This window comes from Rubrivivax gelatinosus, from assembly GCF_016583785.1.
In the GTDB taxonomy this organism is placed as follows: Bacteria; Pseudomonadota; Gammaproteobacteria; order Burkholderiales; family Burkholderiaceae_C; genus Rubrivivax; species Rubrivivax gelatinosus_B.
In genome coordinates, this window is sequence record NZ_NRRU01000056.1 from 1 (window position 1) to 26,943 (window position 26,943).

General features: G+C 70.5%; 26 protein-coding genes and 1 tRNA gene. 10 read left to right on the forward strand and 17 right to left on the reverse strand.

What is annotated here, in order from left to right:
- Positions 1–133 precede the first annotated feature (133 nt).
- Both CKO43_RS15225 and CKO43_RS15230 read right to left on the reverse strand, forming a co-directional pair.
- The gene (locus CKO43_RS15225) at positions 134–1,309 is read right to left on the reverse strand and encodes a thiolase family protein (protein WP_200379147.1); all 1,176 of its coding nucleotides are present in this window, start codon (positions 1,307–1,309) and stop codon (positions 134–136) included.
- 27 nt (positions 1,310–1,336) lie between these two features.
- Positions 1,337–1,930 carry a lipocalin-like domain-containing protein gene (locus CKO43_RS15230; RefSeq protein WP_200379148.1) on the reverse strand — a complete coding sequence of 198 codons (594 nt, stop codon included), beginning with the start codon at positions 1,928–1,930 and terminating at the stop codon, positions 1,337–1,339.
- 136 nt (positions 1,931–2,066) lie between these two features.
- Here CKO43_RS15230 and CKO43_RS15235 point away from each other — a divergent pair, with 136 nt between their 5' ends.
- Positions 2,067–2,336, forward strand: coding sequence for a hypothetical protein (locus CKO43_RS15235; RefSeq protein WP_259375319.1), 270 nt, complete (start codon positions 2,067–2,069; stop codon positions 2,334–2,336).
- Positions 2,337–2,648: 312 nt separating this feature from the next.
- Here CKO43_RS15235 and CKO43_RS15240 read toward each other — a convergent pair.
- From CKO43_RS15240 to CKO43_RS15255, 4 genes are all read right to left on the reverse strand, one after another.
- Positions 2,649–2,725: transfer RNA gene (locus CKO43_RS15240), tRNA-Pro, on the reverse strand.
- Between the two features lie 54 nt (positions 2,726–2,779).
- Positions 2,780–3,286: a hypothetical protein gene (locus CKO43_RS15245; protein ID WP_200231023.1), complete on the reverse strand. Its 507-nt coding sequence runs from the start codon at positions 3,284–3,286 to the stop codon at positions 2,780–2,782.
- 2 nt (positions 3,287–3,288) lie between these two features.
- The gene (rraA, locus tag CKO43_RS15250) at positions 3,289–3,780 is read right to left on the reverse strand and encodes a ribonuclease E activity regulator RraA (protein ID WP_200231024.1); all 492 of its coding nucleotides are present in this window, start codon (positions 3,778–3,780) and stop codon (positions 3,289–3,291) included.
- 66 nt (positions 3,781–3,846) lie between these two features.
- The gene (locus tag CKO43_RS15255; RefSeq protein WP_200379150.1) at positions 3,847–4,308 is read right to left on the reverse strand and encodes an Lrp/AsnC family transcriptional regulator; all 462 of its coding nucleotides are present in this window, start codon (positions 4,306–4,308) and stop codon (positions 3,847–3,849) included.
- Between the two features lie 86 nt (positions 4,309–4,394).
- Between CKO43_RS15255 and CKO43_RS15260 the strand changes: the two genes are divergently transcribed.
- A complete protein-coding gene (locus tag CKO43_RS15260) occupies positions 4,395–5,303 on the forward strand; it encodes an EamA family transporter (protein ID WP_200379151.1) in 909 nt (302 codons plus the stop codon).
- Position 5,304: 1 nt separating this feature from the next.
- Here CKO43_RS15260 and CKO43_RS15265 read toward each other — a convergent pair whose 3' ends face one another.
- On the reverse strand, positions 5,305–7,002 hold the full coding sequence (locus tag CKO43_RS15265) for a thiamine pyrophosphate-binding protein (protein WP_200379152.1): 1,698 nt from the start codon (positions 7,000–7,002) through the stop codon (positions 5,305–5,307).
- A gap of 31 nt (positions 7,003–7,033) precedes the next feature.
- A complete protein-coding gene (locus CKO43_RS15270; protein WP_200379153.1) occupies positions 7,034–8,281 on the reverse strand; it encodes an MFS transporter in 1,248 nt (415 codons plus the stop codon).
- Positions 8,282–8,346: 65 nt separating this feature from the next.
- Here CKO43_RS15270 and CKO43_RS15275 point away from each other — a divergent pair, with 65 nt between their 5' ends.
- The 5 genes from CKO43_RS15275 (at position 8,347) to CKO43_RS15295 (ending at position 13,508) form a co-directional block, all read left to right on the forward strand.
- Positions 8,347–9,189, forward strand: coding sequence for a helix-turn-helix domain-containing protein (locus CKO43_RS15275; protein ID WP_200379154.1), 843 nt, complete (start codon positions 8,347–8,349; stop codon positions 9,187–9,189).
- Positions 9,190–9,243: 54 nt separating this feature from the next.
- A complete protein-coding gene (gene nadA / locus CKO43_RS15280; RefSeq protein WP_200379155.1) occupies positions 9,244–10,362 on the forward strand; it encodes a quinolinate synthase NadA in 1,119 nt (372 codons plus the stop codon).
- A complete protein-coding gene (nadC, locus tag CKO43_RS15285) occupies positions 10,359–11,216 on the forward strand; it encodes a carboxylating nicotinate-nucleotide diphosphorylase (RefSeq protein ID WP_200379156.1) in 858 nt (285 codons plus the stop codon). The genes nadA and nadC overlap by 4 nt, the downstream gene beginning before the upstream one ends.
- A gap of 68 nt (positions 11,217–11,284) precedes the next feature.
- Entirely contained in the window at positions 11,285–11,575 is a 291-nt protein-coding gene (locus tag CKO43_RS15290; protein WP_200231032.1) for a late competence development ComFB family protein, read from the forward strand.
- A gap of 121 nt (positions 11,576–11,696) precedes the next feature.
- On the forward strand, positions 11,697–13,508 hold the full coding sequence (locus CKO43_RS15295; protein ID WP_200231033.1) for a methyl-accepting chemotaxis protein: 1,812 nt from the start codon (positions 11,697–11,699) through the stop codon (positions 13,506–13,508).
- Here the strand turns inward: CKO43_RS15295 and nadB are convergent, their stop codons facing one another.
- A complete protein-coding gene (nadB, locus tag CKO43_RS15300) occupies positions 13,509–15,125 on the reverse strand; it encodes an L-aspartate oxidase (RefSeq protein WP_200231035.1) in 1,617 nt (538 codons plus the stop codon).
- Positions 15,126–15,328: 203 nt separating this feature from the next.
- On the opposite strand from nadB, the gene CKO43_RS15305 reads away from it, so the two are divergent.
- On the forward strand, positions 15,329–16,600 hold the full coding sequence (locus CKO43_RS15305; RefSeq protein WP_200231036.1) for a hypothetical protein: 1,272 nt from the start codon (positions 15,329–15,331) through the stop codon (positions 16,598–16,600).
- Positions 16,601–16,713: 113 nt separating this feature from the next.
- Here the strand turns inward: CKO43_RS15305 and clpB are convergent, their stop codons facing one another.
- The 8 genes from clpB to CKO43_RS15345 all read right to left on the reverse strand — a co-directional run bounded on the left by clpB (position 16,714) and on the right by CKO43_RS15345 (position 25,872).
- The gene (gene clpB / locus CKO43_RS15310) at positions 16,714–19,308 is read right to left on the reverse strand and encodes an ATP-dependent chaperone ClpB (protein ID WP_200231037.1); all 2,595 of its coding nucleotides are present in this window, start codon (positions 19,306–19,308) and stop codon (positions 16,714–16,716) included.
- Between the two features lie 74 nt (positions 19,309–19,382).
- Entirely contained in the window at positions 19,383–19,877 is a 495-nt protein-coding gene (locus CKO43_RS15315) for a flavin reductase family protein (protein ID WP_200231038.1), read from the reverse strand.
- Positions 19,877–20,356, reverse strand: coding sequence for a molybdopterin synthase catalytic subunit MoaE (moaE, locus tag CKO43_RS15320; protein ID WP_200231039.1), 480 nt, complete (start codon positions 20,354–20,356; stop codon positions 19,877–19,879). Before moaE ends, CKO43_RS15315 begins: the two co-directional genes overlap by 1 nt.
- A gap of 2 nt (positions 20,357–20,358) precedes the next feature.
- Positions 20,359–20,610, reverse strand: coding sequence for a MoaD/ThiS family protein (locus CKO43_RS15325; protein WP_200231041.1), 252 nt, complete (start codon positions 20,608–20,610; stop codon positions 20,359–20,361).
- Entirely contained in the window at positions 20,607–21,851 is a 1,245-nt protein-coding gene (locus CKO43_RS15330) for a molybdopterin molybdotransferase MoeA (RefSeq protein ID WP_200379157.1), read from the reverse strand. Before CKO43_RS15330 ends, CKO43_RS15325 begins: the two co-directional genes overlap by 4 nt.
- On the reverse strand, positions 21,848–23,266 hold the full coding sequence (thrC, locus tag CKO43_RS15335; RefSeq protein ID WP_200379158.1) for a threonine synthase: 1,419 nt from the start codon (positions 23,264–23,266) through the stop codon (positions 21,848–21,850). Before thrC ends, CKO43_RS15330 begins: the two co-directional genes overlap by 4 nt.
- A 16-nt stretch (positions 23,267–23,282) precedes the next feature.
- On the reverse strand, positions 23,283–24,593 hold the full coding sequence (locus tag CKO43_RS15340; protein ID WP_200231044.1) for a homoserine dehydrogenase: 1,311 nt from the start codon (positions 24,591–24,593) through the stop codon (positions 23,283–23,285).
- A 46-nt stretch (positions 24,594–24,639) separates the two neighbouring features.
- Entirely contained in the window at positions 24,640–25,872 is a 1,233-nt protein-coding gene (locus tag CKO43_RS15345) for a pyridoxal phosphate-dependent aminotransferase (protein ID WP_200379159.1), read from the reverse strand.
- Between the two features lie 40 nt (positions 25,873–25,912).
- Here CKO43_RS15345 and CKO43_RS15350 point away from each other — a divergent pair, with 40 nt between their 5' ends.
- Both CKO43_RS15350 and CKO43_RS15355 read left to right on the forward strand, forming a co-directional pair.
- Positions 25,913–26,296, forward strand: coding sequence for an Mth938-like domain-containing protein (locus CKO43_RS15350; protein WP_200231046.1), 384 nt, complete (start codon positions 25,913–25,915; stop codon positions 26,294–26,296).
- Between the two features lie 64 nt (positions 26,297–26,360).
- Positions 26,361–26,837 carry a peroxiredoxin gene (locus CKO43_RS15355; RefSeq protein ID WP_200231047.1) on the forward strand — a complete coding sequence of 159 codons (477 nt, stop codon included), beginning with the start codon at positions 26,361–26,363 and terminating at the stop codon, positions 26,835–26,837.
- The last annotated feature ends 106 nt before the right edge of the window (positions 26,838–26,943 follow it).

The window sequence follows — 26,943 nt, forward strand, 5'->3', positions numbered from 1 at the left end:
GATTCGAGGCACCTTTGGCGGAAGCGGTGGTTTCCGGCGCGGACGCGTCGTGGCGGCCGGCCTTGGTATCCGTGAGCTTGCTCATGTTCTGCACTCTTTCAGTGGGAGGAAGCGGGCGCGATGCGGCCCGCAGTTACAGGCACTCGATCGCGATGGCGGTGCCTTCACCGCCGCCAATGCACAGCGCGGCCACGCCGCGCTTGAGGCCGCGCGCCTTCAGCGCGTGGATCAGCGTGACGACGACACGCGCGCCGGAGGCGCCGATCGGGTGGCCCAGGGCACAGGCGCCGCCGTTGACGTTCAGGCGCGCCGAGGGGATGTCCAGGTCGTGCATCGCGGCCATCGGCACCACGGCCAGCGCCTCGTTGATCTCGAAGAGGTCGACGTCGGCGACCGTCCAGCCGGCCTTCTTCAGCACCTTGTCGATCGCGCCGATCGGGGCGGTGGTGAACCACTCCGGTTCGTGCGAGTGCGTGGCATGGGCGACGATGCGCGCCAGCGGCGTCAGGCCGTGGTCCTTGAGCGCCTGCTCCGAGACCAGCACGGTGGCCGCGGCACCATCGCAGAAGCCCGAAGCGGAGGCCGGGGTGATGCGGCCGTCGGGCTTGAAGGCCGGCGCCAGCAGCGGGATGCGCGCCACGTCGGCGCGGATCGGGCCCTCGTCGGTGTCGACCAGCTTCTCGCCCTTGGACGAGGTGACGGTCACCGGCACGATCTCGGCGGCGAACGAACCGTCGCGCTGCGCACGCTGGGCACGCTGCACCGACTCGGTCGCCTGGGCGTCGATCTGTTCGCGGGTGAAGCCGTACTTCTCGGCGCAGGCCTCGGAGAACATGCCCAGCGAGCGGCCGTCGGCGTTGTCGATGCCGTCGCGCAGCAGGTGGTCCACGGTCAGCGTCGGGCCCATGCGCAGGCCGGCGCGGGCGTAGGTCAGGTGCGGCGCGTTGGACATCGATTCCATGCCACCGGAAGCGACGACAGCCGCCGAACCGGCCCTGATGACGTCGTGGCCGAGCATGATCGCCTTCAGGCCCGAGCCGCAGACCTTGTTGACCGCGGTCGCGCCGGTGGCCAGCGGGATGCCGGCCGCCATCATCGCCTGGCGCGCCGGGGCCTGGCCGACGTTGGCCGTCAGCACGTTGCCCATGAAGACCTCGTCGATGGCGGCCGGGTCGATCTTGGCCGAGGCCACCGCCGCGCGCAACGCCGTGGCGCCCAGTTGCACCGTGGTGACAGAGCCGAACTGGCCGAGCAGGACGCCGATCGCGGTGCGCTTCGCGGCAGCGATGTAAACAGTATTCGTCGACATATATATCATTCCTATATGTAGTAGGGCTTATTGCAGAACCGCCTCTCGGCGGCGCCATCGCAATTGCGTGATTTGCGTCTTCCCGCCAATGAGGACCGGGTCGCCAGACAGGATCAGCACGTCGTCGCCTTCGGTCTTGACGTAACGTTTCTGCTCGCTACCGACCCAATTTGGCATCAGGCTGATTAGCAGGTTGTGATAGACGATGCGGCCCTCTTCATCGACCACGTACGGTCCTGCGTAGGCGAAGTAGCTTCGCGCTGCCTCGACCGTCTGCTCGACGGTGCCGCCGTCCATGTCCGGCACCGCGAATAGCGCGCGCCCTGGACGCGCCAATTGCACCGACATCCAGCCGTCAGCGCCGTAGCTGATATAGCCCATGGCGCCCGGGCCCATCGCGTCGGTGACGACGCCGTTGTCGTCGGTACTCGTGAAGGATTCCAGCAGCCAGGTGCCAACGAGCCATTTGGACAATGGCGGGCGGGCTTGCGCCTGGTCGGCGTCGGCAGGCTGCAGTGCCGATATGATCCAGGCCAAAACCGTCACCATGGCACGGCGACCGAGCGGCAACCCCCGTTTGCGCGCGACAGCAGTTTGAAATCGGTTTGCGGTTGCTTTCATCGTCATCTCCTACGTTTTGGGCGCGGCCACGCGATGCACCCCTGCGCGCTGGCGGTCCCCTTCGCCGGCTCCGCCCTTGACCGGGCTTGTCGACGTCGGAACAGTATAGGTCGGTCGACCTACCAACGCCAGAGACATGGCAAATCCACACTCGAAACACATGCAGGAGACGCTGACCCTGTTCCTGGACGCGCTCTCGCAGGCCCTGCCGGACGCCGACCGCAAAGACCTGACGCGCGGCTGCTACTTCACGATCGCGCTGATGGTCTCGGCGTTTTCGGGCGCCGGCCGCATCGACGGGCTGGTTCAGGGGCAGTTGGACGACGAGGCGCTGGATGCAGCCTACCGGCCGCTGCTGACCTACACGACGGCCGGGCTGCTGAGCCTGTGGCGGGCGCGCGCTTGACCGACAGGGCAGGAATCGGGCCGGAAGCCCCAAGCGAGAACGTCACCGAGCCCCGGGTCGCCTCGGCGGGCTTCACCACGGGATAGCTTGCGAGATCAGGCGGCGGGCGCTGATGGCATGGAGCGGGCCGCAAGGGACAGAAGGCAGAACGCGACGCAATCGAAGCGCCAGACCCCGCGCCTCCGCCGTCTTGCGGGAGACCCTCAGCGAGCGTCACGTGCGCCTGGCCAGTGAAACGGCTTTCCGTCATCAAAGTGCGACTGCGCCAGACAGCTGCACGAGCGGATCGGCTTTAAGCGGCAAACACTTAGTTGGTCGGGGTGAAAGGATTCGAACCTTCGACCCACTGCTCCCAAAGCAGTTGCGCTACCAGGCTGCGCTACACCCCGAAGGATGGGATTGTAGCCGCCGGGCCCCTCGGCGACCTTGCGCCGACCTGGGGGTCAGACCACTTCGGCCGGCGCCGGCAGCTGCAGCTGGCGCGCCACCGCCATGCACTGGCGGATGTGCTGCTCGCAGACGATCTTCAGCGCCGAGAAGGTCAGCGCGGCCGACACCGCCTGCCCGGCCACCGGCACCACCTTGGCTGCCTGCTTGGTCGTGAGCCGCAGGCCGACCGTGCGGATGATGCGCAGCACGACGTCGCGCGTGACCAGCCGGCCGACGATCATGCCGCCGCCGACGCTGATCGCCTTGTAGACGACCAGCCGCCGGTCGGGCGCCAGGCGTTCGATCTGCTCGGCGCTCAGCCCGAACTCGGCGTTGATCTCGGGCAGCAGCTTGACCAGCGTGCCGACGTCGGTGATCCAGTCGATGCCGGGGATCGGCACCGCGGCGACGCCGGCAGCCACCAGCGCACGTTTGGTGACGAGGCGGCGGCAGCGCCGTGCCACGGCTTCGATGTCGGCTTCGTTGCCGGGCACGACGACCCAGTCGGTCGCGGCCGCCATCGTCAGCCCTGCCGCGGCATCACGACGATGCCGTCCTCGTCGGCGTACAGCCACTCGCCCGGGCGCAGCCAGACGCCCTGAACCTGCACCGCCACGTCACGCTGGCCTTCGTTGCGCTTGACGGTGGGCAGCGGCATCGCCGCCAGCGCGCGGATGCCGACTTCACAGGCCGCCAATTCGGCCAGGTCGCGCACCGCGCCGTCGACGACGATGCCGGCCCAGCCGTTTTTCGCCGCCGCAGCACCCAGGTTGCCGCCGACCAGCGCCCGCCGCAGCGAGCCGCCGCCGTCGACGACCAGCACCCGCCCCTGCCCCGGCTCGTCCAGCGCCGCCTTCACCAGCGTGTTGTCCTCGTGGCATTTGACCGTGCTCACCGGCCCGGCGAAGCGGCCGCGGCCGCCGTAACTCTGGAACACCGGCGGCAGCACGCGGAACGTGCCGTCGCCGTCGCTCTTGTGGTCGTCGCAGAGGTCGCAGGTGGAGAAGTCGTCCATCGTCGGGCTCCCGTTCGGTCCATGGTAATGCGCAGCCAGCACCGGCCTCGATGCCCCCACCGTTTGTTATTCCCGCGGCGCGCGGCCCGCCGGCGGCAGCATCACGCGGTGCTCGCACAGCGTCTTCAGGATGATGGAGGTCGAGGTCTCGGCCAGCAGGCACAAACGCGACACCACCGCGTCCAGATGGGCGACGTCGGTGACGGCGATCTCCAGCATCCAGCTGTCTTCGCCGGTGATGTTCCAGGAATTGGCGATCTCGGCGGTCTGCGCGATCAGCTCCAGCATGCGCGCGTAGTCGGTGCGGCCCACCCGCACCAGCGCGCGGATGCCGTAACCCAGTGCGCCCAGGTTCACCGTCGCGCGGTAGCCGGTGATCACGCCGGCGGCCTCGAGCTTGCGCACACGCTCGGCCACCGCGGGCTGGCTCAGGTGCACACGCCGGCCCAGCTCGGCCAGGCTCAGCCGGGCGTCGGCCTGGAGTTCGGCGAGCAGCCGGGTGTCGTAGGAGTCCAAGGCGTAGCTCATTCAAGACCTTCGATTCAACGCCTGCACGGCGCCAACACTTGCAATATTGCATGGATTCGGCGGCTGCGCCTTCATATGATTTCGTCATGTCGAGCGCCACCCTGCCCGCCCCCGCCACCCGGCTGTCGCCGCTGATCCTGGCCTGCCTGGGCGCAACCTGGTTCGTCTGGGGCTCCACCTATCTCGCGATCAAGTGGGCGCTGGTCAGTTTTCCGCCCTTCTTCCAGATGGGCACACGTTTCGTCGCCGCCGGGCTGGTGCTGGGGCTGTTCGCGCACTGGCGCGGCGCCGCCTGGCCGACGCGCGAGCAATGGACCAGCGCCTTCGTGCTCGGCGCGCTGATGCTGGGCTGCGGCTACGGCGCCACCGCGTTCGCGCAGCAGAGCATCAGCTCGGGGCTGGTCGTGGCCTTCATCGCCGTCGTGCCGGCGGTCGTCGCCTTGTTCGAACTGCCCTACGGGCTGCGGCCGTCGCGGCTGGAGACCGCCGGCATCACGCTGGGCCTGGCCGGCATCGTGCTGCTGACGCAAGGCGAAGGTTTCGGCGCCTCGGGCGGCGGGCTGCTGGCGATGGCGCTGGCCTGCACCGGTTGGTGCGCCGGCAGCGTCTGGGCCAAACACGGCCTGCCCGGCGGGCGCAAGCTGGAACTGGCACCCGGCGCCGCCGGTTACGCCAGCCAGATGCTGGCCGGCGGCCTGCTGCTGCTGGCGCTGTCCTGGGGCGCCGGCGAACAGCCGACGCTGCCGCCCGACGCACGTTCGTTCGCCTGCTGGGTCTACCTCGTCGTCGCCGGCTCGCTGATCGGCTTCAGCGCCTACATGCTGCTGCTGCAGCGCGCCAGCACCGCGCTGGCGTCGAGCTACACCTTCGTCAACCCGGTGATCGCGATGGTGCTGGGCGTGACGGTGGGCGGCGAAGTCGTCGGCGGCGGCGAGATGCTGGCCGCCGGCATCGTCACCGCCAGCGTCGTGCTGCTGCTGGCCGGGCGGCGCTGATTCAGCGCCGGGCCGCGGCGCGGATCTGCGCCAGCGTCGCGCGCGAGGTGCTGACCTCGACGTCCAGCTTCAGGTGCAGCAGCGCCGGGCCGCCGGCGGCGAGCGCCTGCTCCAGCGCGGGCTCGAACTCAGCCGTCGTAGCCACCGTCGCGGCCGCCCAGCCATAGGCACGTGCCAGCGCGGCGAAGTCGGGGTTGCACAAGTCGCTGCCGCTGACCCGCCCCGGATACTCGCGCTCCTGGTGCATGCGGATCGTGCCGTAGCTGCCGTTGTCGACGACGACGACGAGCAGCTTCTTCACGCCGGCGGCACGCGCCGTCGCCAGTTCCTGCCCGGTCATCAGGAACTCGCCGTCGCCGAGAAAGGCCACGGCCTGGCGCTGCGGCTGCAGCACCGCGGCGGCGACGGCCGCCGGCAGCCCGTAACCCATCGCGCCCGAGGTCGGCGCCAGCTGGGTGCGGCCGTGGTGCTGCAGCCCGGGGTAACGCAGGAACCGATGCAGCCAGCCGCTGTAGTTGCCGGCACCGTTGGTCCAGACGCTGTCCTCGGGCAGGCGGCGCTGCAGCGTCTGCACGACGGCGGCCAGGTCCAGCGGCTCGACAGGCGTCGGCAGCTGGTTGGCTTCGTAGTCGGCGCGTGCCGCCGCGGCCCAGGCGCCGTCGCGTGCCGGCGGCGCGGCCAGCGTCTCCAGCGCCTTGGCGGCGCAGCGCATCGAGGCCTGCAGCATCAGGTCGGCGGCGTAGACGCGGCCCAGTTCCTCGGGGCCGGCGTGCACATGCACCAGCTTCTGCGCCGGGCGCGGCGCCTGCAGCAGCGTGTAGCCGCCGGTCGTCATCTCGCCCAGGCGCACGCCCAGCGCGATGACGAGGTCGGCGTCGCGCACCCGCGCCGCCAGCTTCGGATTGATGCCGATGCCGACGTCGCCGGCGTACAGCGGGTGGCCGTTGTCGAAGCTGTCCTGGAAGCGGAAGCCGCAGGCCACCGGCAGGCGCCAGTTCTCGGCGAAACGCTGCAGCGCGGCGGCGGCCTCGGCGTCCCAGCCGCTGCCGCCAGCGATCACGATCGGGCGCTCGGCTTCCAGCAGCAGCCGGCGCAGGTCGCGCAAGGCGCCGGGTGCCGGCCAGGCCAGCGCCGGCTCGACGCGTGGCAGCACCGGCGCGGCGGTGGCACGCGTCAGCACGTCCTCGGGCAGCACCAGCACCACCGGGCCGGGCCGGCCCTGCATCGCGGTGTGGAAGGCGCGTGCGACGTACTCGGGGATGCGGTCGGCGTCGTGCACCTCACCCACCCACTTGGCCATGCCCAGCGTGCCGGGGCCGAACATCTGGCGGTAGTCGACTTCCTGGAAGGCCTCGCGGTCGCGCTGGTCGCCGGCCACCTGGCCGATGAACAGCAGCATCGGCGTCGAGTCCTGGAACGCGGTGTGCAGCCCAATCGCGGCGTTCGAGGCCCCCGGGCCGCGTGTCACGAAGCAGACGCCCGGCCGGCCCGTCAGCTTGCCCTGGGCCTCGGCCATGAAGGCGGCGCCACCTTCGTGGCGGCAGGCGACGAAGCGGATGCGCTCGCGGTGTTCGTGCAGGCCGTCGAGCACGGCCAGGTAGCTCTCGCCGGGCACGCCGAAGCAGGTGGCAACGCCCTGGGCGACGAGGGCTTCGACGAGGGCGTGGCCGGCGAGTCGGGAGACGGGTTCGCTGTGCATCACGCAACTGTAGCCGCGTGCCGGCGGGCGTTCAGGCGCTGGCGAGCTGGCGCCGCCGGTGCACCGTCAGGCCAACGAAGGACGCCGACAGCACGCCCAGCGCCATCGCCAGCGCCGAGCCGCCGAACACCGCCTGCGGCAGCCCGGCGTCCAGCAGCGCGCCGAACAGCGGCGCGGCCATCGCGTTGCCGGTGTCCAGCCCCGAATAGACGGTGCCGTAGACGCGGCCGGTGGCGCCCGGCGGCGCGGCGCGTTTGATCAGCATGTCGCGCGAAGGCCCGGCCAGCCCGGTGCCGAAGCCCGCCAGCGAGGCCACCACCAGCGCCACCATGCCCGGCAGCCAGCCGCTGGCCACCAGCAGCAGCATCGCCGCGGCCAGCGCCATCGCCGCGGCGATGGTGCGCTCCAGGCGTTCGGCGCGGTCGACGAGGAAACCGCCGACGATCATGCCGGCGGCGCTGGCCAGCATGTAGCCGGTGACGACGAAGGCCGTGGCTTCCAGCGGCAGGCCGTACATGCGGCCCAGCGCCGGGCTGGCGAAGCTCTGGATCGCCGCCAGCGCCACCGTCGTCCAGAAGAAGAACGAAAAACACAGCCAGACGCTGGGCAGCTTCAGGAAGGCCATCGGGTGTTCGCCGCCGGCCGCGGCCGCGTGCCGGGCGGCGGCGGCGTGGGCTTCGTGGTGGTCGTCGATCAGATCGCGTTTGACGACCAGCAGCGCCAGCACCGCCGCGGCCAGTAGCGCCGTGCCCAGGTAGGCGGCGCGCCAGGAGCCGAACAGCGCCGTCAGCCCGATCAGGAACACCGGTGCCAGCGCCCAGCCCAGGTTGCCGCTGATGCCGTGCACCGAGAACGCGTGCCCCAGGCGCGGCGGCGACACGCGCCGGTTCAGGATCGTGAAGTCCGCCGGGTGCAGCGGCGCGTTGCCCAGCCCGGCCAGCACCGCGGCCAGCGCCAGCCCGGCAAAACCCTGGGCTGCGGCGGCGGCCAGCGAACCGGCGACGAAACAGGCCATCGCGCCGTAGAGCACCGGGCGCGCGCCGATGCGGTCGACGACGAAGCCGGCCAGCGCCTGGCCGATGCCGGAGACGACGAAGAACACGGTCACCAGCAGGCCGAGCTCGGACCAGCTCAGGCCGAAGTCGCGGATGAAGGCCGGGAACATCGGCGGCAGCAGCAGGTGGAAGAAATGCGAGCTGCCGTGGGCGATGCCGATCAGGCTGATCGTCGCGACGTCGCGCCGGGTGTCGGCGGCTGGCGTGGGGGCGGTCGGGGTCATGCGACTCAGGTTAGCGGCGCGCACCAAGGCCGGGTTACGATAGTCGGCCAACTTCTGTCGAATTCGTGCCACGAGCCAGCCGCCCGCGCGCCGCGCACAGCGAACTGCCGCTGGACCCGGCGATCCACGCACCCAGCGCCGCGCACCCGGTCTGGGTGCGCAAGCGCCGGCTGAGCGCGGCCACGCGCATCGTGCCGCACCGCCACCCCTGGGCGCAGGTGGCGTATTCGGCCACCGGCGTCGTGCGCCTGACGGTGCCCGACCACACCTTCATCGTGCCGCCGACGCGTGTCGTCTGGGTGCCGCCGGACGTCGAGCACTTCGTCTCGGTCGTCGAGGACGCCGAGCTGTGCACGCTGTACGTGCTGCAGGACGCGCTCGTCGGCCCGCGCCCGCTGCCCGGCACGCCGCCGCCGGCGGGTGACTGGAGCCGCTGCCGCGTGCTGCAGGCCTCGCCGCTGCTGCGCGAGCTGGTCACGCAGCTGGCGCGCGAGGACGTGGTGCACGACAGCGCGCGTGAACACTGCATGGCCGCACTGCTGCAGGACGAGCTGGCGCGCGCCAACCCGCTGCCGCTGGGCGTGCGGCTGCCGGCGGACAAGCGCCTGCGGGCACTCTGCGACGCGGTGCTGGAGCAGCCGGCGCGCCACGCCAGCCTGGACGGCTGGGCGGGGGAAGCCGGCGCCAGCGTGCGCACCGTCGCGCGCCTGTTCCGCCTGGAGCTGGGCACGACCTTCGCCGAGTGGCGCCAGCAGGTGCTGCTGGCACAGGCGCTGTCGATGGCCGCGCGCAAACGGCCGATGAGCCACATCGCCGCCGAGCTGGGTTACGCCAGCCCGAGCGCCTTCACCGCGATGGTGCGGCGCGCCGTCGGCATGCCGCCGAGCCGCTTCTTCGCGGCCGGCTGAAGCGCTGCGGCCACAATTGCCGGCTGCGGCGCGAATTCATCAAGAAGTGAAGCCATGAGCACCGACGACATCGTCTACGACTACACCCGCCAGGACGCCAGCGGCGCCAGCTGCACCGCGCACGCCTGGGCCAAGGTGCCGGCCACGCTGCCGCCGGCCGAACGCGAGGCGGCCAAGGCACGCATCGCCGAGTTGCTGAAGGCGCAGGACGCGGTGCTGGTCGCGCACTACTACGTCGACGGCGAGCTGCAGGACCTGGCCCAGGCCACCGGCGGCCTGGTCGCCGACTCGCTGGAGATGGCGCGTTTCGGCCGCGACCACGCGGCCAAGACCCTGATCGTCGCCGGCGTGCGTTTCATGGGCGAGAGCGCCAAGATCCTGTCGCCGCACAAACGTGTGCTGATGCCGGACCTGGACGCCACCTGCTCGCTCGACCTGGGCTGCCCGCCCGACGAGTTCGCCGCCTTCTGCGACGCGCACCCGGACCGCGAGGTCGTCGTCTACGCCAACACCAGCGCCGCGGTGAAGGCGCGCGCCGACTGGATGGTGACGAGCTCCTGCGCGCTGGCGATCGCACGCCACCTGAAGGAGCAGGGCCGCAAGATCCTGTGGGCGCCCGACCGCCACCTGGGCCGCTACATCCAGGAGCAGACCGGCGCCGACATGCTGATGTGGAACGGCGCCTGCATCGTGCACGACGAGTTCAAGGGGCTGGAGCTGGAGCTGCTGCGGCGCGACAACCCGGGCGCGCTGGTGCTGGTGCACCCGGAGTCGCCGGCGGCGGTGGTGGCGCAGGCCGACGTCGTCGGCAGCACCTCGCAGCTGCTGAACGCGGTGATCCACGGCGACGCGCCGGCCTACATCGTCGCCACCGACAACGGCATCCTGCACCGCATGCGCCAGGCCGCGCCGGGCAAGCGCCTGATCGAGGCGCCGACCGCCGGCAACAGCGCCACCTGCAAGAGCTGCGCGCACTGCCCGTGGATGGCGATGAACGCGCTGCAGGGCGTGCTCGCCTGCCTGGAGCACGGCGCCGGCGAAATCCGGGTGCCCGAGCCGACCCGCACGCAGGCGCTGGGCTGCATCGAACGCATGCTGGACTTCGTGCAGCGCCATCCGGCCGCGCTCGCGAAGCCGGCTCAAGGTTTTGTTCCGAACGTGGGGGCTGCATGAACGAGACGCTGGAGATCGCGCGCGAGCGCAACGTGCGCGACGCGATCGCCGAAGACCTGGGCGACGGCGACTGGACCGGCATGCTGGTGCCGGCCGGCCAGCGCATCCGCGCGCGTGTGATCGCACGCGAACGTGCGGTGCTCTGCGGCCGCGACTGGTTCGACGGTGTCGTCAAGGCGCTGGACCCGGCGGCGACCATCGCCTGGCAGGTCGCCGAAGGCGGCTGGATGACACCCGACGCGCCGGTGGTCGAACTCGAAGGCGACGCGCGCGCGCTGCTGGCGGCCGAACGCCCGGCGCTGAACTTCATCCAGCTGCTGTCCTGCACCGCCACCGAGACCCGGCGCCACGTCGAGGCGGTGGCCGGCGCCTCGCCGCTGCCCGAAGGCTGCGCCGTGCTCGACACGCGCAAGACGATCCCGGGCCTGCGCCAGGCGCAGAAGTACGCGGTGCGTGTCGGCGGTGGCCGCAACCAGCGCCTGGCGCTGTGGCACGGCATCCTGATCAAGGAAAACCACATCGCCGCGGCCGGCGGCGTCGGCCAGGTGCTGGCCAACGCACGTGCGCTCAACGCCGGCGTCGAGATCCAGATCGAGGTCGAGACGCTGGAGCAGCTGCACGAGGCGCTGGCCGCCGGCGCGACCAGCGTGCTGCTGGACAACTTCGACCTCGAGCGCATGCGCCAGGCCGTCGCGATCAACGAAGGCCGGGCGCTGCTGGAGGTCTCGGGCAGCGTGCAGCTGGAGCAGCTGCGCGCCATTGCCGCCACCGGCGTGCACCGCATCTCGATCGGCAAGCTGACCAAGGACGTCAAGGCCGTCGATTTTTCGATGCGCGTGCTCGAACGTTTCTGAACGCGGCCTCAAGCGGAGCACGCCACGGCCGATAAAGCCGACAAGCACGCAAACCCACGAGGCCGCCGATGAGCGTCGATTTCACGTCGATCCACAACCACAACGAGAACGCCGTTTTCGAAGCCGTGCTCACCGCCGCACCGGCGCACCCCGGCCTGGCCAACCAGCCCGAGCTGCTGGCCGACGTGGCCTGCGTCGCGCTGAACCGGCTGCAGCCGCGCTACATCCGCCACGCGGTCGACTTCTCGTTCTACCTGAGCGAGCGTGAACGCGAGGACAGCGAGCACCAGATCGCCGAGGCGGTCGACTTCGCCTTCGGTTTCGTCCAGGCCCGCGTGGCGATGCGCGCACGCAGCTGATTTGATCTGACGCAAGCCGGCGCCGATCCGGCAGACGCAAGGCTTTACCGGCGGGAGGCTGGGCCGATTAGGGATAACCCGCGACCACGCCAGCGGGTGACTCCCTCTCTTCCCAACCCCGATGCAACTGCCCTTGATGGCGTCCCTGCGCGCCCGCCTCGTCGCGGCCACCGCGGCCCTCGTACTGGCCGGCATGGCCGGCCTGACCCTCGTCAACGCCCTCGGCGCGCGCGCCGAAGCGCTGGCACAACTCAGCACCCAGACCACCGCGCTGGCACGTGCCCACGCCGCCGACATCGCCGGCTGGGTGGCACAGCACCAGCAGGTCGTGCGCTCGATGGCCGGCGCCGCAGAAGCCGCCGACCCGCTGCCGGCGCTGCGCCAGGCCGAAGCGGGCGGCGGTTTCGACACCACCTATGTCGGCCATGCCGACCGCCGCATCGAGTTCTCCAAGCCGCAGGACCTGCCGCCGGGTTACGACCCGACGGCCCGCCCCTGGTACCAGCAGGCCGCGGCCAGCGACAAGCCGGTGCTGACCGCGCCCTACCTCGACGCGGCGACGAAGAAGCTGGTCGTCACCTTCGCGCTCGCCCAGCGTGACGGCGCAGCGGTGCGCGCGGTGCTCGCCGGCGACGTCTTCATGGACGGTGTCGTCGGCACCGTGAAGTCGATCCGGCCGACTCCCGGCACGCGTGCCTTCATCGTCTCGGGCAGCGGCCAGGTCGTCGTGCACGAGGATGCGGCGCGGCTGCTCAAACCCGCCGCCGAACTCGCGCCCGGGCTGGCGCCGCAGGCGCTGGCCGCGCTCGCGGCCGGGCAGGGCCTGGCCGAAGTCGAGATCGCCGGCGAGCCGCGCCTGGTACGCGCCGAGCCCATCGCCGGCACCGACTGGGTGCTGGTGCTGGCGCTGGACCGCGGCGAGGCCCTGGCCGGCGTCGCCTCGCTGCTCTGGACCTCGGTTGCCGCCAGCGTCGCCGTGACCGTGGTCGCGGTGCTGCTGCTGGCGGCGCTGCTGGCGCGGGTGCTGAGCCGGCTGACGCGGCTGGACGAGGCGATGCACGAGATCGCCAGCGGCGACGGCGACCTCGGCCAGCGCCTGCCGACCACCGGCGGCGACGAACTCGCCAGCATCGCCGCCAGCTTCAACGCCTTCGTCGCCAAGATCGAGCAGGCGGTACGCCAGATCCGCGAGGCCAGCGACTCGGTGCACCTGGCCGCGGGCGAGATCGCCGGCGGCAACGCCGACCTGTCGGCACGCACCGAGCAGACCGCCGCCAGCCTGCAGCGCGCCGCCAGCGCGATGCAGGAGATCACCGTCACCGTGCGCGACAGCGCCGACTCGGCGCGCGTCGCGCACGATCTGGCGACGGGCGCGGCCGAGATCGCCGAACGCGGCGGCGCCGTCGTCGCGCGGGTCGTGACGACGATGGCCGACATCAACCAGGCCTCGCAGCGCATCGGCGACATCATCGGCGTCATCGACGGCATCGCCTTCCAGACCAACATCCTGGCGCTGAACGCCGCGGTGGAGGCCGCACGCGCCGGCGAGCAGGGCCGCGGTTTTGCCGTCGTCGCGAGCGAGGTGCGGGCGCTGGCGCAGCGTTCGGCGACCGCGGCACGCGAGATCAAGGGCTTGATCGGCGCCTCGGTCGACAAGGTCGAGAGCGGCGCCGCGCTGGTGGCCGACGCCGGGCGCACGATGGACGAGCTGGTGGCCGGCGTGAAGCGTGTCAACGACACGATCGGCGAGATCACCGCCGCGGCGGCCGAGCAGCACGAGGAGATCGTGCGTGCCGACGCCGCCGTCAGTGAACTCGACCGCGCGACGCAGCAGAACGCGGCGCTGGTCGAGCAGTCGGCGGCCGCCGCGCAGTCGCTGCACGAGCAGGCCGAGCGCCTGGCCGGCGTCGTGCGGACCTTCAGGCTGCGCTGATCAGCGCTTGGTGCTCTTGGCCGGGCGCGTCAGCACGGTCGGGAAGCTGACCGGCAGCGTGTCGGGGAAGTCGCGGCTGAAGTGCAGGCCGCGGCTTTCGTGGCGGCGCAGCGCCGAGCGCACGACGAGTTCGGCGCAGCCGACCAGGTTGCGCAGCTCGAGCAGGTCGCGCGTGACGCGGAAGTTGGCGTAGTAGTCGTCGATCTCGTCGCGCAGCAGCTTGATGCGGTGCAGCGCGCGCTCCAGGCGCCGCGTCGTGCGCACGATGCCGACGTAGTTCCACATCAGGAGACGCAGCTCGTCCCAGTTGTGGGCGATGACGACCTCCTCGTCGGCGTCCTCGACCTGGCTCTCGTCCCAGGGCGGCGGCGCGGCCGGCAGGTCGTGTGGCGTCTGCAGGATGCGTTCGGCGCAGGTGCGGCCCAGCACCGCGCATTCCAGCAGCGAGTTGCTCGCCAGCCGGTTGGCGCCGTGCAGCCCGGTGTAGGCGGTCTCGCCGATCGCGTACAGGCCCGGCAGGTCGCTGCGGCCGTCGAGGTCGGTGACGACGCCGCCGCAGCTGTAGTGCGCCGCCGGCACCACGGGGATCGGCTCGCGCGCGATGTCGATGCCGAGCTCCAGGCAGCGCGCGTGGATCGTCGGGAAGTGCGACTTCAGGAAGTCCTCGCCCAGGTGCGTGGCGTCCAGCCACACGTGGTCCAGGCCGTGTTTCTTCATCTCGAAGTCGATCGCGCGCGCGACGATGTCGCGCGGCGCGAGCTCGGCGCGGTCGTCGTGCGCCGGCATGAAACGTGTGCCGTCAGGCAGGCGCAGCAGCGCGCCTTCGCCGCGCAGCGCCTCCGTGATCAGGAAGCTGCGCTCCTGCGGGTGGTACAGGCAGGTCGGGTGGAACTGCACGAATTCCATGTTGGCGACGCGGCAGCCGGCGCGCCAGGCCATCGCGACGCCGTCGCCGGTGGCGGTGTCGGGGTTGCTGGTGTAGCGGTAGACCTTGCCCAGGCCGCCGGTGGCCAGCACCACCGCCGAAGCCGCCAGCGTCTCGACGCGGCGGCTGTCCATGTCCAGCGCGTAGATGCCGTAGCAGCGCGGCGTCTCCTCGCGCTTCAGGTGACGCGAGGTGATCAGGTCGACCGCCATCCAGCGTTCGCGCAGGCTGATGTTGGGGTGCGCCGCGGCACGCGCCAGCAGCGCGTCGTGGATCGCACGCCCGGTGGCGTCGGCGGCGTGGGCGATGCGGCGCACCGCATGGCCGCCTTCGCGTGTCAGGTGCAGGCCGAGCGGGCCATCGGGGTCGACCGAGAACGGCACGCCGATGTCGACCAGCCAGCCGATCGCGCGTGCGCTGTGTTCGGCGATGAAACGCGCCGCGTGTTCGTCCACCAGGCCGGCACCGGCCTCCTGGGTGTCACGCACATGCGACTCGATGCTGTCGTCCTGGCCCAGCACGCCGACGATGCCGCCCTGCGCCCAGGCGGTGGCGCCTTCGCCCAGGGAACGTTTGGCGAGCACGATGACCGGGCGCGTGTCGGCGATGTTGAGCGCGACGACGAGCCCGGCGAGCCCGGCGCCGACGACGACCACCGGTGCGGTGCTGGAAATGGAGGAGTCCGTTGACATGATGGCGCGGCGCGCAAGGCCGCTGGTTCCCGACAGGAGGGGCCATTCTACGAACGCGCCCTGCCCGGGCCGGCGGCGCGGCCCGGGCCGGCCGCGCCGGCCGCTCCCCCCTAGGAAACAAGCCCTGCGCGGCCCGGGGGTGCGCATTACCTATCATGACGCCAGCCGCGGCGCCCGCCTTGCGGACCCGAGCGCCAGCCATCATGCCCCGAGCCAACCAAGACCTGCCCTGGCCGCCGCCGGCCTACCAGCCCAGCCGCAACGCCGAGCTGCTGTCGCCGGCGACGCAGATCGTGCGCGACCGCGAGGACTATCTGGGCCAGGGCCAGCGCGACATCGGCCGGCGCATCGCCGACGACCAGGTCGAGCTCTTCGTCAGCACCGACCCGGCGAGCGCGCTGCAGCAGCAGTTCGAACGCCTCGCGCCGCAGTTCATCGCGCTGCACGACCTGGGCACCAAGGCCTCGCTGCACCTGCTGGGCGCGCTCGCCGGCGCCGCTGGCGCCCGGGTGCAGCGGCTGACGATCCGCCGCCAGGGCCACGGCGTCGCGCTCGCGGTGATCCAGTTCGTCGAGGTGCCGCTGGCCGACGGCAACCACGTGCGCATCTACTCGACCGAACTCAACGCCGACACCCAGACACGCCAGGCGCTGGCGCTGGTGCTGCTGGGCCGCAGCCGGCTGGGCGTGGTGATGATCGGCGAGCTGCCCACGCATGCGCTGCAGGCCATGCTGCAGCCGCTGCAGGACGCGATCACACGCGCCACCTGGCCCAACCGCGACCTGCTGCTGCTGCCGCTGGCCTCGGCCGGCACGCTGGCGGCGCAGGCCGCACGCATGGTCGGCAGCAGCGGTGTCGCGGTGCGCGTGACGCCGCTGGCGGCGCGCCCGAACGACGCCTGGTCCTTCATCAGCGGCAGCTGGAACCGCATGAGCGGCCACGGCGCGGCGCAGACCGCGCTGAAGACCGAACTCGAACAGGCGCTGCCGACGCCGCCGGTGCCGCTGCCCGAAGCGCCGACGCTGGCGATGGACCTGCTGCCGGCGGACTCGATGTCGTCACGCACCACGACCCCCGTGGCGCCCTCGCGCCCGGTGGCGGCCTCGGTCGCGGCACTCTGGGCCGACTACCTGCAGCGCTGCGTCGGCGTGAAGAGCGCCGTCTGCGGCTGCATCTTCGACCTGGCGACGCAGCGTGCGCTGGCCCACGCCGGCACGACGCCGACGCCGGACCGCATGGCCAGCCAGGGCGCGCTGCTGCTCGACGCGATGGCCAGCACCGCCCGCACGCTGGGCCTGGGCGCCGCCGCGCCGCAGGCCGCCATCAGCTTCGGCAGCCAGCACCTGCTGCTGCACCCGGTGCCGGGGCACCCGGGCATCGTGCTGCACCTGCTGCTGCAGGGCAGCGCCAACGCGCTGACGCTGGCGCGCATGCAGCTCGAGCGCATCGCCGCGCCGCCGAGCGGGGCGATGTGAGCCTCGCGGTCAAGGCCTTCCGGCCTTGCCGGTCCCGCCTCAGCCCTCACGCGTGAAATCGCGTTCGGGCCTGAGCCTGGCGCGCAAAGCCTTCCGGCCTTGCACGTCCCGGCTCAGTGGACGACGCGCTCGAAGACGAAGACGCCGTCCTCGACATCCACCGGGATCACGTCCTTGGGCCCGAAGCGCCCCTGCAGGATCAGCTTGCTCACGGGGTTCTCGATGCGCTGCTGGATCGCGCGCTTGAGCGGGCGTGCGCCGAACACCGGGTCGAACCCGACCTTGGCGAGTTCGGCCAGCGCCGCCGGCGAAACGTCGAGCTTCATCTCGAGCTTCTCCAGCCGCGCCTCGAGCAGCTTCAGCTGGATCTTCGCGATGGCCTCGATGTTCTTCTCGTCGAGCGCGTGGAAGACCACCGCCTCGTCGATGCGGTTCAGGAACTCGGGCCGGAAGTGCTGCTTGACCTCGCCCCAGACGGCCTCGCGCACGACTTCGTTGGACTGCCCGGCGAGCTGCATGATCAGCTGCGAGCCCAGGTTGCTGGTCATCACGATGACGGTGTTCTTGAAGTCCACCGTGCGCCCCTGGCCGTCGGTGAGCCGGCCGTCGTCCAGCACCTGCAGCAGCACGTTGAAGACATCCGGGTGGGCCTTCTCGACCTCGTCGAGCAGCAGCACGCTGTAGGGCTTGCGCCGCACCGCCTCGGTCAGGGCGCCGCCCTCGTCGTAGCCGACATAGCCCGGCGGCGCGCCGATGAGCCGCGACACCGAGTGCTTCTCCATGTACTCGCTCATGTCGACGCGGATCATGTGGTCGTCGCTGTCGAACAGGAAACCCGCCAGCGCCTTGCACAGCTCGGTCTTGCCGACGCCGGTCGGCCCCAGGAACAGGAAGCTGCCCAGCGGCCGGTTCGGGTCGGACAGCCCGGCGCGTGAACGCCGGATCGCGTCGGCGACGGCGGCGATCGCCTCGTCCTGGCCGACGACACGTTCGTGCAGCTTGGCTTCCATCTGCAGCAGCTTGTCGCGCTCGCCCTGCATCAGCTTGCTGACCGGGATGCCGGTGGCGCGCGAGACGACCTCGGCGATCTCCTCGGCACCGACCATCGTGCGCAGCAACTGCGGCCCCTTGCCGCCGGCGGCCTTGCCGGACTCGGTGGCCTGGGCTTCCTTCAGCCGCTTCTCCAGCTCGGGCAGCTTGCCGTACTGCAGCTCGGCGACGTGGTTGAAGTCGCCCTTGCGCTTGAACTCCTCGATCTGGAAGCGGATGCGGTCGATCTCCTCCTTCACCTGGGCCGAGCCCTGGGCGGCGGCCTTTTCGGCGATCCAGATCTGCTCGAGGTCGTTGTATTCGCGCTGCAGCTTCAGCAACTCGTCCTCGATCAGCGCCATGCGCCGGATCGAAGCTTCGTCGCGCTCCTTGCGCACCGCCTCGCGTTCGATCTTCAGCTGGATCATGCGGCGGTCCAGCCGGTCCATGGCCTCGGGCTTGGAGTCGATCTCGATCTTGATCTTGGCCGCGGCCTCGTCGATCAGGTCGATCGCCTTGTCGGGCAGGAAGCGGTCGGTGATGTAGCGATGGCTCAGCTCGGCCGCGGCGACGATCGCCGGGTCGGTGATCTCGACGCCGTGGTGCACCTCGTACTTCTCCTGCAGCCCGCGCAGGATGGCGACCGTGGCCTCGACGCTGGGCTCGTCGACCAGCACCTTCTGGAAGCGGCGCTCGAGCGCGGCGTCCTTCTCGACGTACTTGCGGTACTCGTTGAGCGTGGTCGCACCGATGCAGTGCAGCTCGCCGCGCGCCAGGGCGGGTTTGAGCATGTTGCCGGCGTCGATGGCGCCTTCGGCCTTGCCGGCGCCGACCATCGTGTGCAGCTCGTCGATGAACAGGATGATGCGGCCCTCGTCGGCGGCCACTTCCTTCAGCACCGCCTTCAGCCGCTCCTCGAACTCGCCGCGGTACTTGGCGCCGGCCAGCAGGCCGGCCATGTCCAGCACCAGCACCCGCTTGTTCTTCAGCGACTCGGGCACTTCGCCGTTGACGATGCGCTGCGCCAGGCCTTCGACGATGGCCGTCTTGCCGACGCCCGGCTCGCCGATCAGCACCGGGTTGTTCTTGCTGCGCCGCTGCAGCACCTGGATCGCGCGCCGGATCTCGTCGTCGCGGCCGATGACCGGGTCGAGCTTGCCCTGGCGGGCGCGTTCGGTCAGGTCCAGCGTGTACTTCTTCAGCGCCTCGCGCTGGCCTTCGGCTTCGGCCGAATCGACCTTCTGGCCGCCGCGCACCGCGTCGATCGCCGCTTCCAGCGACTTGCGCGTCAACCGGTGGCCGCGCACCACGGCGCCCAGGTCGGTCTTGGAGTCGGTCAGCGCGAGCAGGAACATCTCGCTGGCGATGAACTGGTCGCCGCGCTGGCCGGCTTCCTTGTCGGCCGCCTGCAGCAGCGTCAGCAGGTCGCGGCCGGGCTGCACCGGCTGGCCGCCGCCCTGCACCTGGGGCAGGTTGCGGATCGCCGTCTCCATCGCCATCGCCAGCGCCGCGCTGTCGGCACCGGCGCGGTCGAGCAGCGCCTTGGGGCCGTCGGTCTGCTGCAGCATCGCCGCAAGCACGTGCGCCGGCTCGATATACGGGTTGTCGCGCGCGACAGCGAGGCTTTGCGCGTCGCCGAGCGCCTGCTGGAAGGCCGTCGTCAGTTTTTCAGCACGCATGGGAATCCTCCGTTGCCTTGCAGGTCGGGCTGGACGGCGGCATTTCAAGCCCGCCGCCCCCCCCCTGCAGCGGCTTAGAGGACGCCGCCCAGCTGCCGGTAGTGGCCGCCCTGGTAGAGCAGCGGCGCCAGCGCCGCGTCGGCCAGGCGGCAAACGCGGCCGATGAAGAGCACGTGGTCGCCGGCGGCCTGGGACGACACCGCCTCGCACTCGAAGACCGCGGCGCAGCCGGCAAGCACCGGCGCGCCGCCCTCGCCTTCGCTCCACTCGCCTTCACCGAACTTGTCCGGCACCGGCGAGGCGAAACGCCGCGACAGCCCGAGCTGCGCCTCGGCCAGCACGTTGACGGCGAAATGCCGCGCCTGGCGGAAGGCCGGCAGGCTGGGGCTGGCTTCGCGCAGCGACCACAGCACCAGCGGCGGGTCCAGCGAGACCGCCTGGAACGAGCTGACGGTCAGGCCGACGCGGTGGCCGTCGGCGCCGACGCAGGTCACCAGCGTCACGCCGGTGGCGAAATGGCCGAGCGCGCGGCGCAGCTGTTTCGGGTCGGTGGGGTCCAGCGTCTGCATCAGGTCGCGGCTCCGTTGTCGGAGGTCTGCCCCCAGCGCGCCAGCGCCGCGTCGTCGGCAGCACGCGCGTCGACCCAGCGCGTGCCCTCGGGCGTGGTTTCCTTCTTCCAGAACGGGGCCTGGGTCTTCAGATAGTCCATCAGGAACTCGCAGCCCTCGAAGGCGGCGCCGCGGTGGGCGGCGGCGACGCCGACGAAGACGATGTTGTCGCCGGCCGAAAGCAGGCCGACACGGTGAATGACACGCGCAGCATGCAGCCCGAAACGCGGGACGGCGACATCGATCATCGCCTCGATCGTGCGTTCGGTCATGCCGGGATAGTGTTCGAGCTCGAGTGCCTGCACCGGCTGGCCGCCGTCGCGGCCACGCACGGTGCCGACGAAGCCGACGACCGCACCGACGCCGCCGTCGCCGGCATGCAGCGCGTCGAACTCGCGGCCGACGTCGAAATCTTCGTGCTGGATCGTGACGCGCACCACGTCTAGCCGCCGGTCACCGGCGGGAAGAACGCCACTTCGGCACCGTCGCGCACCACCGCCGCCTCGTCGCTCATCACCTGGTTGAGCGCGCAGCGCACCGCGCGGCCGCGATCCAGCACCTCGGCGTAACGCCCGCCGCGTGCCGCCAGCTCGGCGCGCAGACGGCCGAGCGTGGCGATGTCGGGCAGCTCGACGATCTCGCCGGGGCCGAGGGCTTCGCGCAGCGAGGCGAAGTAGCGCACGTGGATCTTCATCTGGCGATCAGTTCGGACAGCGGCAGATAGCGTACCGTTTCGCCGCTGGCGATGCGCTGGCCGGCCGCGATGTCCACGAGGCCGTCTGCCCAGGCGGCCGAGGTCAGCACGCCCGAACCCTGGTTCGGGAACAGGTCCAGGCCGCCCTGGTCATTGAGCCGCACGCGCAGGAACTCGCGCCGCCGGTCCGGGCGCGGCCAGTCGAAGTCGGCCCGCAGCGGCAGACCGGCGGGCAGCGCCGTCGGCGCGCCCTGCATCGCACGCAGCACCGTGGTCACGCAGAGCAGATAGGTGACGAAGCTGGAGACCGGATTGCCGGGCAGCCCCAGCACCAGCGCCGCCGTGCCGTCGTCGCGGCGCACCGTGCCGAAAGCCAGCGGCCGGCCCGGCTTGATCGCCATCTGGAAGTGCTCGAGCGTGCCCTCGGCCTGGATCGCCGCCTTCAGGTGGTCCTCTTCGCCGACCGAGACGCCGCCGCTGGTGAGGATCAGGTCGTGGAAACGTGCGGCGCGTTGCAGCGCGGTGCGCGTCGCATCCAGCCGGTCGGGCACGATGCCCAGGTCGGTGACCTCGCAGCCGCCGGCCTGCAGCAGGCCGCGCAGCGTGTAGCGGTTGGAGTTGTAGATCGCGCCGGGTTTGAGCGGCTCGCCCGGCATCACCAGCTCGTCGCCGGTGGAGAAGAGGGCCACGCGCGGGCGGCGGCAGACGGCGAGCAGCGCCGCGCCGACCGAAGCCGCCAGGCCCAGCGCCTGCGGCGTCAGCCGGCGGCCCTTGTTCAGCACCACGGCGCCGTGCAGCACGTCTTCGCCGCGGCGGCGGACCCACTGGCCGAACGCCGGCACCTCGTTCACACGCACCGCGCCCAGTCCCTCGCCGGCAACGGCCTCGCACTGCTCCTGCATCACGATGGCGTCGGCGCCGGCGGGGATCTGCGCGCCGGTGAAGATGCGCGCCGCGGTCCCGCGCTGCAGCGGCTGGCCGACGACACCCGCCGGGATGCGCTGCGACACCGGCAGCACGGTGCCGGCGGCCGGCACGTCGGCGGTGTTGACAGCCCAGCCGTCCATCGAACTGTTGTCGCCCGGCGGCACGTCGATCATCGACAGCACGTCGACCGCGAGCATGCGGCCGAGCGCGTCGACCGACGGCACCGATTCGGTCTCGACGATGCGGTGCGGCGCGGCACCGGCGACGAGGCGCTGCAGCGCCTCGTCGAGCGAGATCAGCTGCGGCGTGTTCATCCGGCGTGGGCCTCGATGCAGGCCTTGACCGCGCCGACGTCGACCTGCAGCACGCTGAAGCGCCGCGGCAGGTCCTCGAGCCCGGCAAGCGCGGCCGGCCGCGGCGGCACCGGCGCCTGGGCGCCCAGCGCCTCGGTGATGGTGGCAGCGAACTTGGCCGGCAGCGCGGTCTCGAGCACGATCATCGGCACGCCGGCGTCGCGGTGCTCGCGCGCGACCTTCAGGCCGTCGGCGGTGTGGGTGTCGACGAGCACGCCGCTCGCGCGCCAGGTGGCGGCGATCGTCGCCAGCCGGTCGGCGTGCGTGCTGCGGCCCGAGACGAAACCGAAACCGGCGCAACGCGCCGCCTCGGCCGCATCGAGCGTGAAGCCGCCGTGGCGGACGACGCCCTCGGCGAAGAGCTCGCGCGTGCGCGCGGCGTCGCGGCCCAGCAGGTCGAAGACGAAACGCTCGAAGTTGCTCGCCTTGCTGATGTCCATCGACGGCGACGAGGTCTCGAAGGTCTCGGCGCTGCCGCGCACGCGGTAGCGGCCGGTGCGGAAGAACTCGTCGAGCACGTCGTTTTCGTTCGTCGCCAGCACCAGGCGGTGGATCGGCAGCCCCATCGAACGCGCGACGTGGCCGGCGCAGATGTTGCCGAAGTTGCCCGAGGGCACGGCGAAGCTGACGCGTTCGGCGTCCGTCTTCGTCGCCTGGAAATAACCGGCGAAGTAGTAGACGACCTGGGCCAGCAGCCGCGCCCAGTTGATCGAGTTGACGGTGCCGATCTTGTGGCGGCGCTTGAACTCGAGGTCGTTGCTGACGGCCTTGACGATGTCCTGGCAGTCGTCGAACACACCTTCGACGGCCAGGTTGTGGATGTTGGCGTCCTGCAGGCTGAACATCTGCGCCTGCTGGAAGGGGCTCATGCGGCCGTGCGGGCTCAGCATGAATACGCTGACGCCCTGCTTGCCGCGCATCGCGTATTCGGCAGCGCTGCCGGTGTCGCCAGAGGTCGCGCCGAGGATGTTCAGCGTCTCGCCACGGCGGCCCAGTTCGTACTCGAACAGGTTGCCCAGCAACTGCATCGCCATGTCCTTGAAGGCCAGCGTCGGGCCGTTGGACAGGGCTTGCAGGCACAGGCCGTCGCCCAGCGGCTTCAGCGGCGTGATCTCGGGCGTGCCGAAGACGGCTTCGGTATAGGTCGCGTGCGTCAGCCGCTTCAGGTCGGCGCTCGGGATGTCGTCTATGTAGAGCGACAGGATCTCGAAGGCCAGGTCGGCATAGGACAGGCCGCGCCAGCGCGCGAGCGTCGCCGCGTCGACCTGCGGGTAGTGCGTCGGCAGGTACAGGCCGCCGTCGGGCGCCAGGCCTTCGAGCAGGATGTCGCTGAAGCCGCGCGGCGTGGTGTCGCCGCGGGTGCTGAGGTATTTCATCGCGCCTCCGGCGGCCTTATTTCAGTTCTTCCTTGCGGATGCGCACGATGGGCGCCAGCACCGTCGGCAGCGCCTGCATCTGCGCCAGCGCGGCGCGCATGCGGCCTTCGACGGTGTCGTGCGTCAGGATGATCAGGTCCGTCTGCTTCTCGCCTTCGGCGCTTTCCCGCTGCAGCACGGCGTCGATCGAGATCTCGTGCTCGGCCAGGATGCCGGTGATCTTGGCCAGCACGCCTGCCTGGTCGGCGACCTGCAGGCGCAGGTAGAAGGCGGTGATGACCTCGTCGATCGACAGGATGGGCGTGTCCTGCAGCGAGCCTGGCTGGAAGGCCAGGTGCGGCACGCGGTGGTCGGGGTCGGCGGTGTGCAGCCGGGTGATGTCGACCAGGTCGGCGACGACGGCGCTGGCGGTGGGCTCCGCACCTGCGCCCTTGCCGTAGTAGAGCGTGCTGCCGACCGCGTCGCCCTGGACGACGACGGCGTTCATCGCGCCCTCGACGTTGGCGATCAGGCGCTGCGAGGGAATGAGCGTCGGGTGCACGCGCAGCTCGATGCCGTTCTCGCGCCGGCGCGTGATGCCCAGCAGCTTGATGCGGTAGCCCAGCTGCTCGGCGTAGCGGATGTCGGCCGCCTGCAGCGTGGTGATGCCTTCGACGTAGGCCTTGTCGAACTGCACCGGCACGCCGAACGCGATCGCGCTCATGATCGTCACCTTGTGCGCGGCGTCTATGCCCTCGATGTCGAAGGTCGGGTCGGCTTCGGCATAACCCAGCGCCTGCGCCTGCTTGAGCACCGCGGCGAAGTCCAGCCCCTTGGAGCGCATCTCCGAGAGGATGAAGTTGGTCGTGCCGTTGATGATGCCGGCGACCCATTCGATGCGGTTGGCCGTCAGGCCTTCGCGCAGCGCCTTGATGATCGGGATGCCGCCGGCCACCGCCGCTTCGAACGCGACCATCACGCCGCGCTCGCGTGCGGCTTCGAAGATCTCGCTGCCGTGCACCGCCAGCAGCGCCTTGTTCGCAGTGACGACGTGCTTGCCTTGGCGGATAGCTTCCAGCACCAGCGTCTTGGCGATGCCGTAGCCGCCGATCAGCTCGACGACGATGTCGATCTCGGGGTTGGCGATGACCTCGCGCGCATCGGCGACGACCCGGGCGCGCTCGCCGACGACGGCGCGCGCACGTTCGACGTCGAGGTCGGCGACCATCGTGATCTCGATGCCGCGGCCGGCGCGGCGCCGAATCTCCTCCTGGTTGCGGTTGAGCACCGTGAAGGTGCCGCTGCCAACGGTGCCGATGCCGAGCAGGCCGACCTGGATGGGTTTCATGCGGGGTCTCTCCGGGAACGGGGCCGACCTGGCGGCCCGGGGTGGCTTAGAGGGAGTGGCGTTTGCGATAGCCGGCGAGGAAACGTTCGATGCGGCCGATGGCTTCGGTCAGGTCGTCGAGGTTGGGCAGGAAAACGAGGCGGAAGTGGTCGGGCTGCGGCCAGTTGAAGCCGGTGCCCTGCACGATCAGCACGCGTTCCTGCTCCAGCAGCTCGTAGGCGAACTGCTGGTCGTCGGCGATCGGATAGACCTTGGGGTCCAGCCGCGGGAACATGTACAGCGCCGCCTTCGGCTTGACGACGCTGACGCCGGGAATCGCGTTCATCATCTCCCAGGCCAGGTCGCGCTGCTTGAGCAGGCGTCCGCCCGGGGCGACTAGGTCCTTGATGCTCTGGTAGCCGCCGAGCGCGGTCTGGATCGCCATCTGGCCCGGCGTGTTGGCGCACAGCCGCATCGAGGCCAGCATGTTCAGGCCCTCGATGTAGTCCTTGGCGTAGCGCTTCTCGCCCGAGACCACCATCCAGCCCGAGCGGTAGCCGCAGGAGCGGTAGTTCTTGGACAGGCCGTTGAAGGTGACGAAGAGCACGTCGTCGGCGAGCGAGGCGATGCTGGTGTGCTCGTTGCCGTCGTACAGCGTCTTGTCGTAGATCTCGTCGGCGAAGACGATGAGCTGGTGCTGGCGCGCGATCTCGACGATGTCCTTGAGCAGATCCACCGGATAGAGCGCACCCGTCGGGTTGTTCGGGTTGATGACGACGATGGCCTTGGTGTTGGGGCTCACCTTGGCGCGGATGTCGTCGAGGTCGGGCAGCCAGCCCGAGCCTTCGTCGCAGCGGTAGTGCACCGGCGTGCCGCCCGACAGCGACACGACGGCCGTGTGCAGCGGATAGTCGGGCGCGGGGATCAGCACCTCGTCGCCGGCGTCGAGCAAGGCGTTCATGCTCATCGCGATCAGCTCGGAGGCGCCGTTGCCGAGGTAGACGTCGTCGACGGTGACGCCGGTGACGTGCTTTTCCTGGGTGTAGTGCACCACCGCCTTGCGCGGCGCGAACAGGCCCTTGCTGTCGGTGTAGCCGGCGGCCACCTGCGACGGCAGGTTGTGGATCATGTCCTGGACGATCTCGTCCGGAGGCATCAGGCCGAAGGCGGCGACGTTGCCGATGTTCAGCTTGATGATGCGCTGGCCTTCTTCCTCCATCTGCCGGGCCTTGTCGAGCACCGGGCCGCGGATGTCGTAGCCGACGTTGGCGAGCTTGCTGGACTTGGCGATGGGCTTCAAGGCAGGCGGCTTTCGTGAGGGAAACTAGAATTATCCACGCATGAAATTCCAGCCGGACAGGTTCAGCGGCGGCAACGTGATCTCGCGCCATGACGCGGGCAGCGTCTGGGTGGGCGCGACCCGCTGGCGCGAGAGCGTCATCGTGCCCTGGAAGGGCGAGCTGCTGCCCTGGGACGCGGCCGAGCTCGGCGCGCTGACGGCGGAGCACTTCGCGCGCATCGCGCTGCTCAAGCCCGAACTGGTGATCTTCGGCTCGGGCCGGCGCATGCGCTTCGTCTCACCGGCATTGCTGCGGCCGCTGATCGAGCGCGGCATCGGTGTCGAGACCATGGACAGCGCCGCGGCGTGCCGTACCTACAACGTTCTGGCAGCCGAAGAACGCGAGGTCGTGGCCGCTCTCGTTTTGGAGGGCGATGGCGCGTAATGCCGGCGTTTTATAATCACGTGTTGAGCCGGCGACGGCTGCCTACGTTCCGAGAAAACCACCCATGACGCCCGTTGTCAACAAAACCCTTCCGGAATTCGAAGCCTTCGCGACCGGCGGCGTGAAGTTCACGCCTTCTGCGAATCTCGGCCACGCCGTGGTCCTGTACTTTTACCCCAAGGACGCCACGCCCGGGTGTACCACGGAGGCGATGCAGTTCCGCGACCACCATCAGGATTTCCTGAAGGCCGGCGCGGTGGTCTTCGGGGTCTCGCGCGACAACCTCGCGTCGCACGAGAAGTTCAAGCAGGCTCTCGAGCTGCCCTTTGAGCTGATCGCCGACACCGAAGAGAAGCTCTGCCACATGTTCGGCGTGGTCAAGAACAAGATCATGTACGGCAAGAAGGTCAAGGGCATCGAACGCAGCACCTTCCTGATCGGCCCCGACGGCGTGATGCGTGCCGAATGGCGCGGCATCAAGGTTGCCGGGCACGTCGATGAAGTGCTCAAGGCCGTCAAGGACCTCAAGCAGGCTGCCTGAGATCGACAAGCAGCTGCTCCGGCGGCGCGGGTCCCGCGCTGCCTTCCCTCTCCCGCCGAAAGCCGCACGGTCCGCCGTGCGGCTTTTTGTTTTTTCCTGAGCCCAG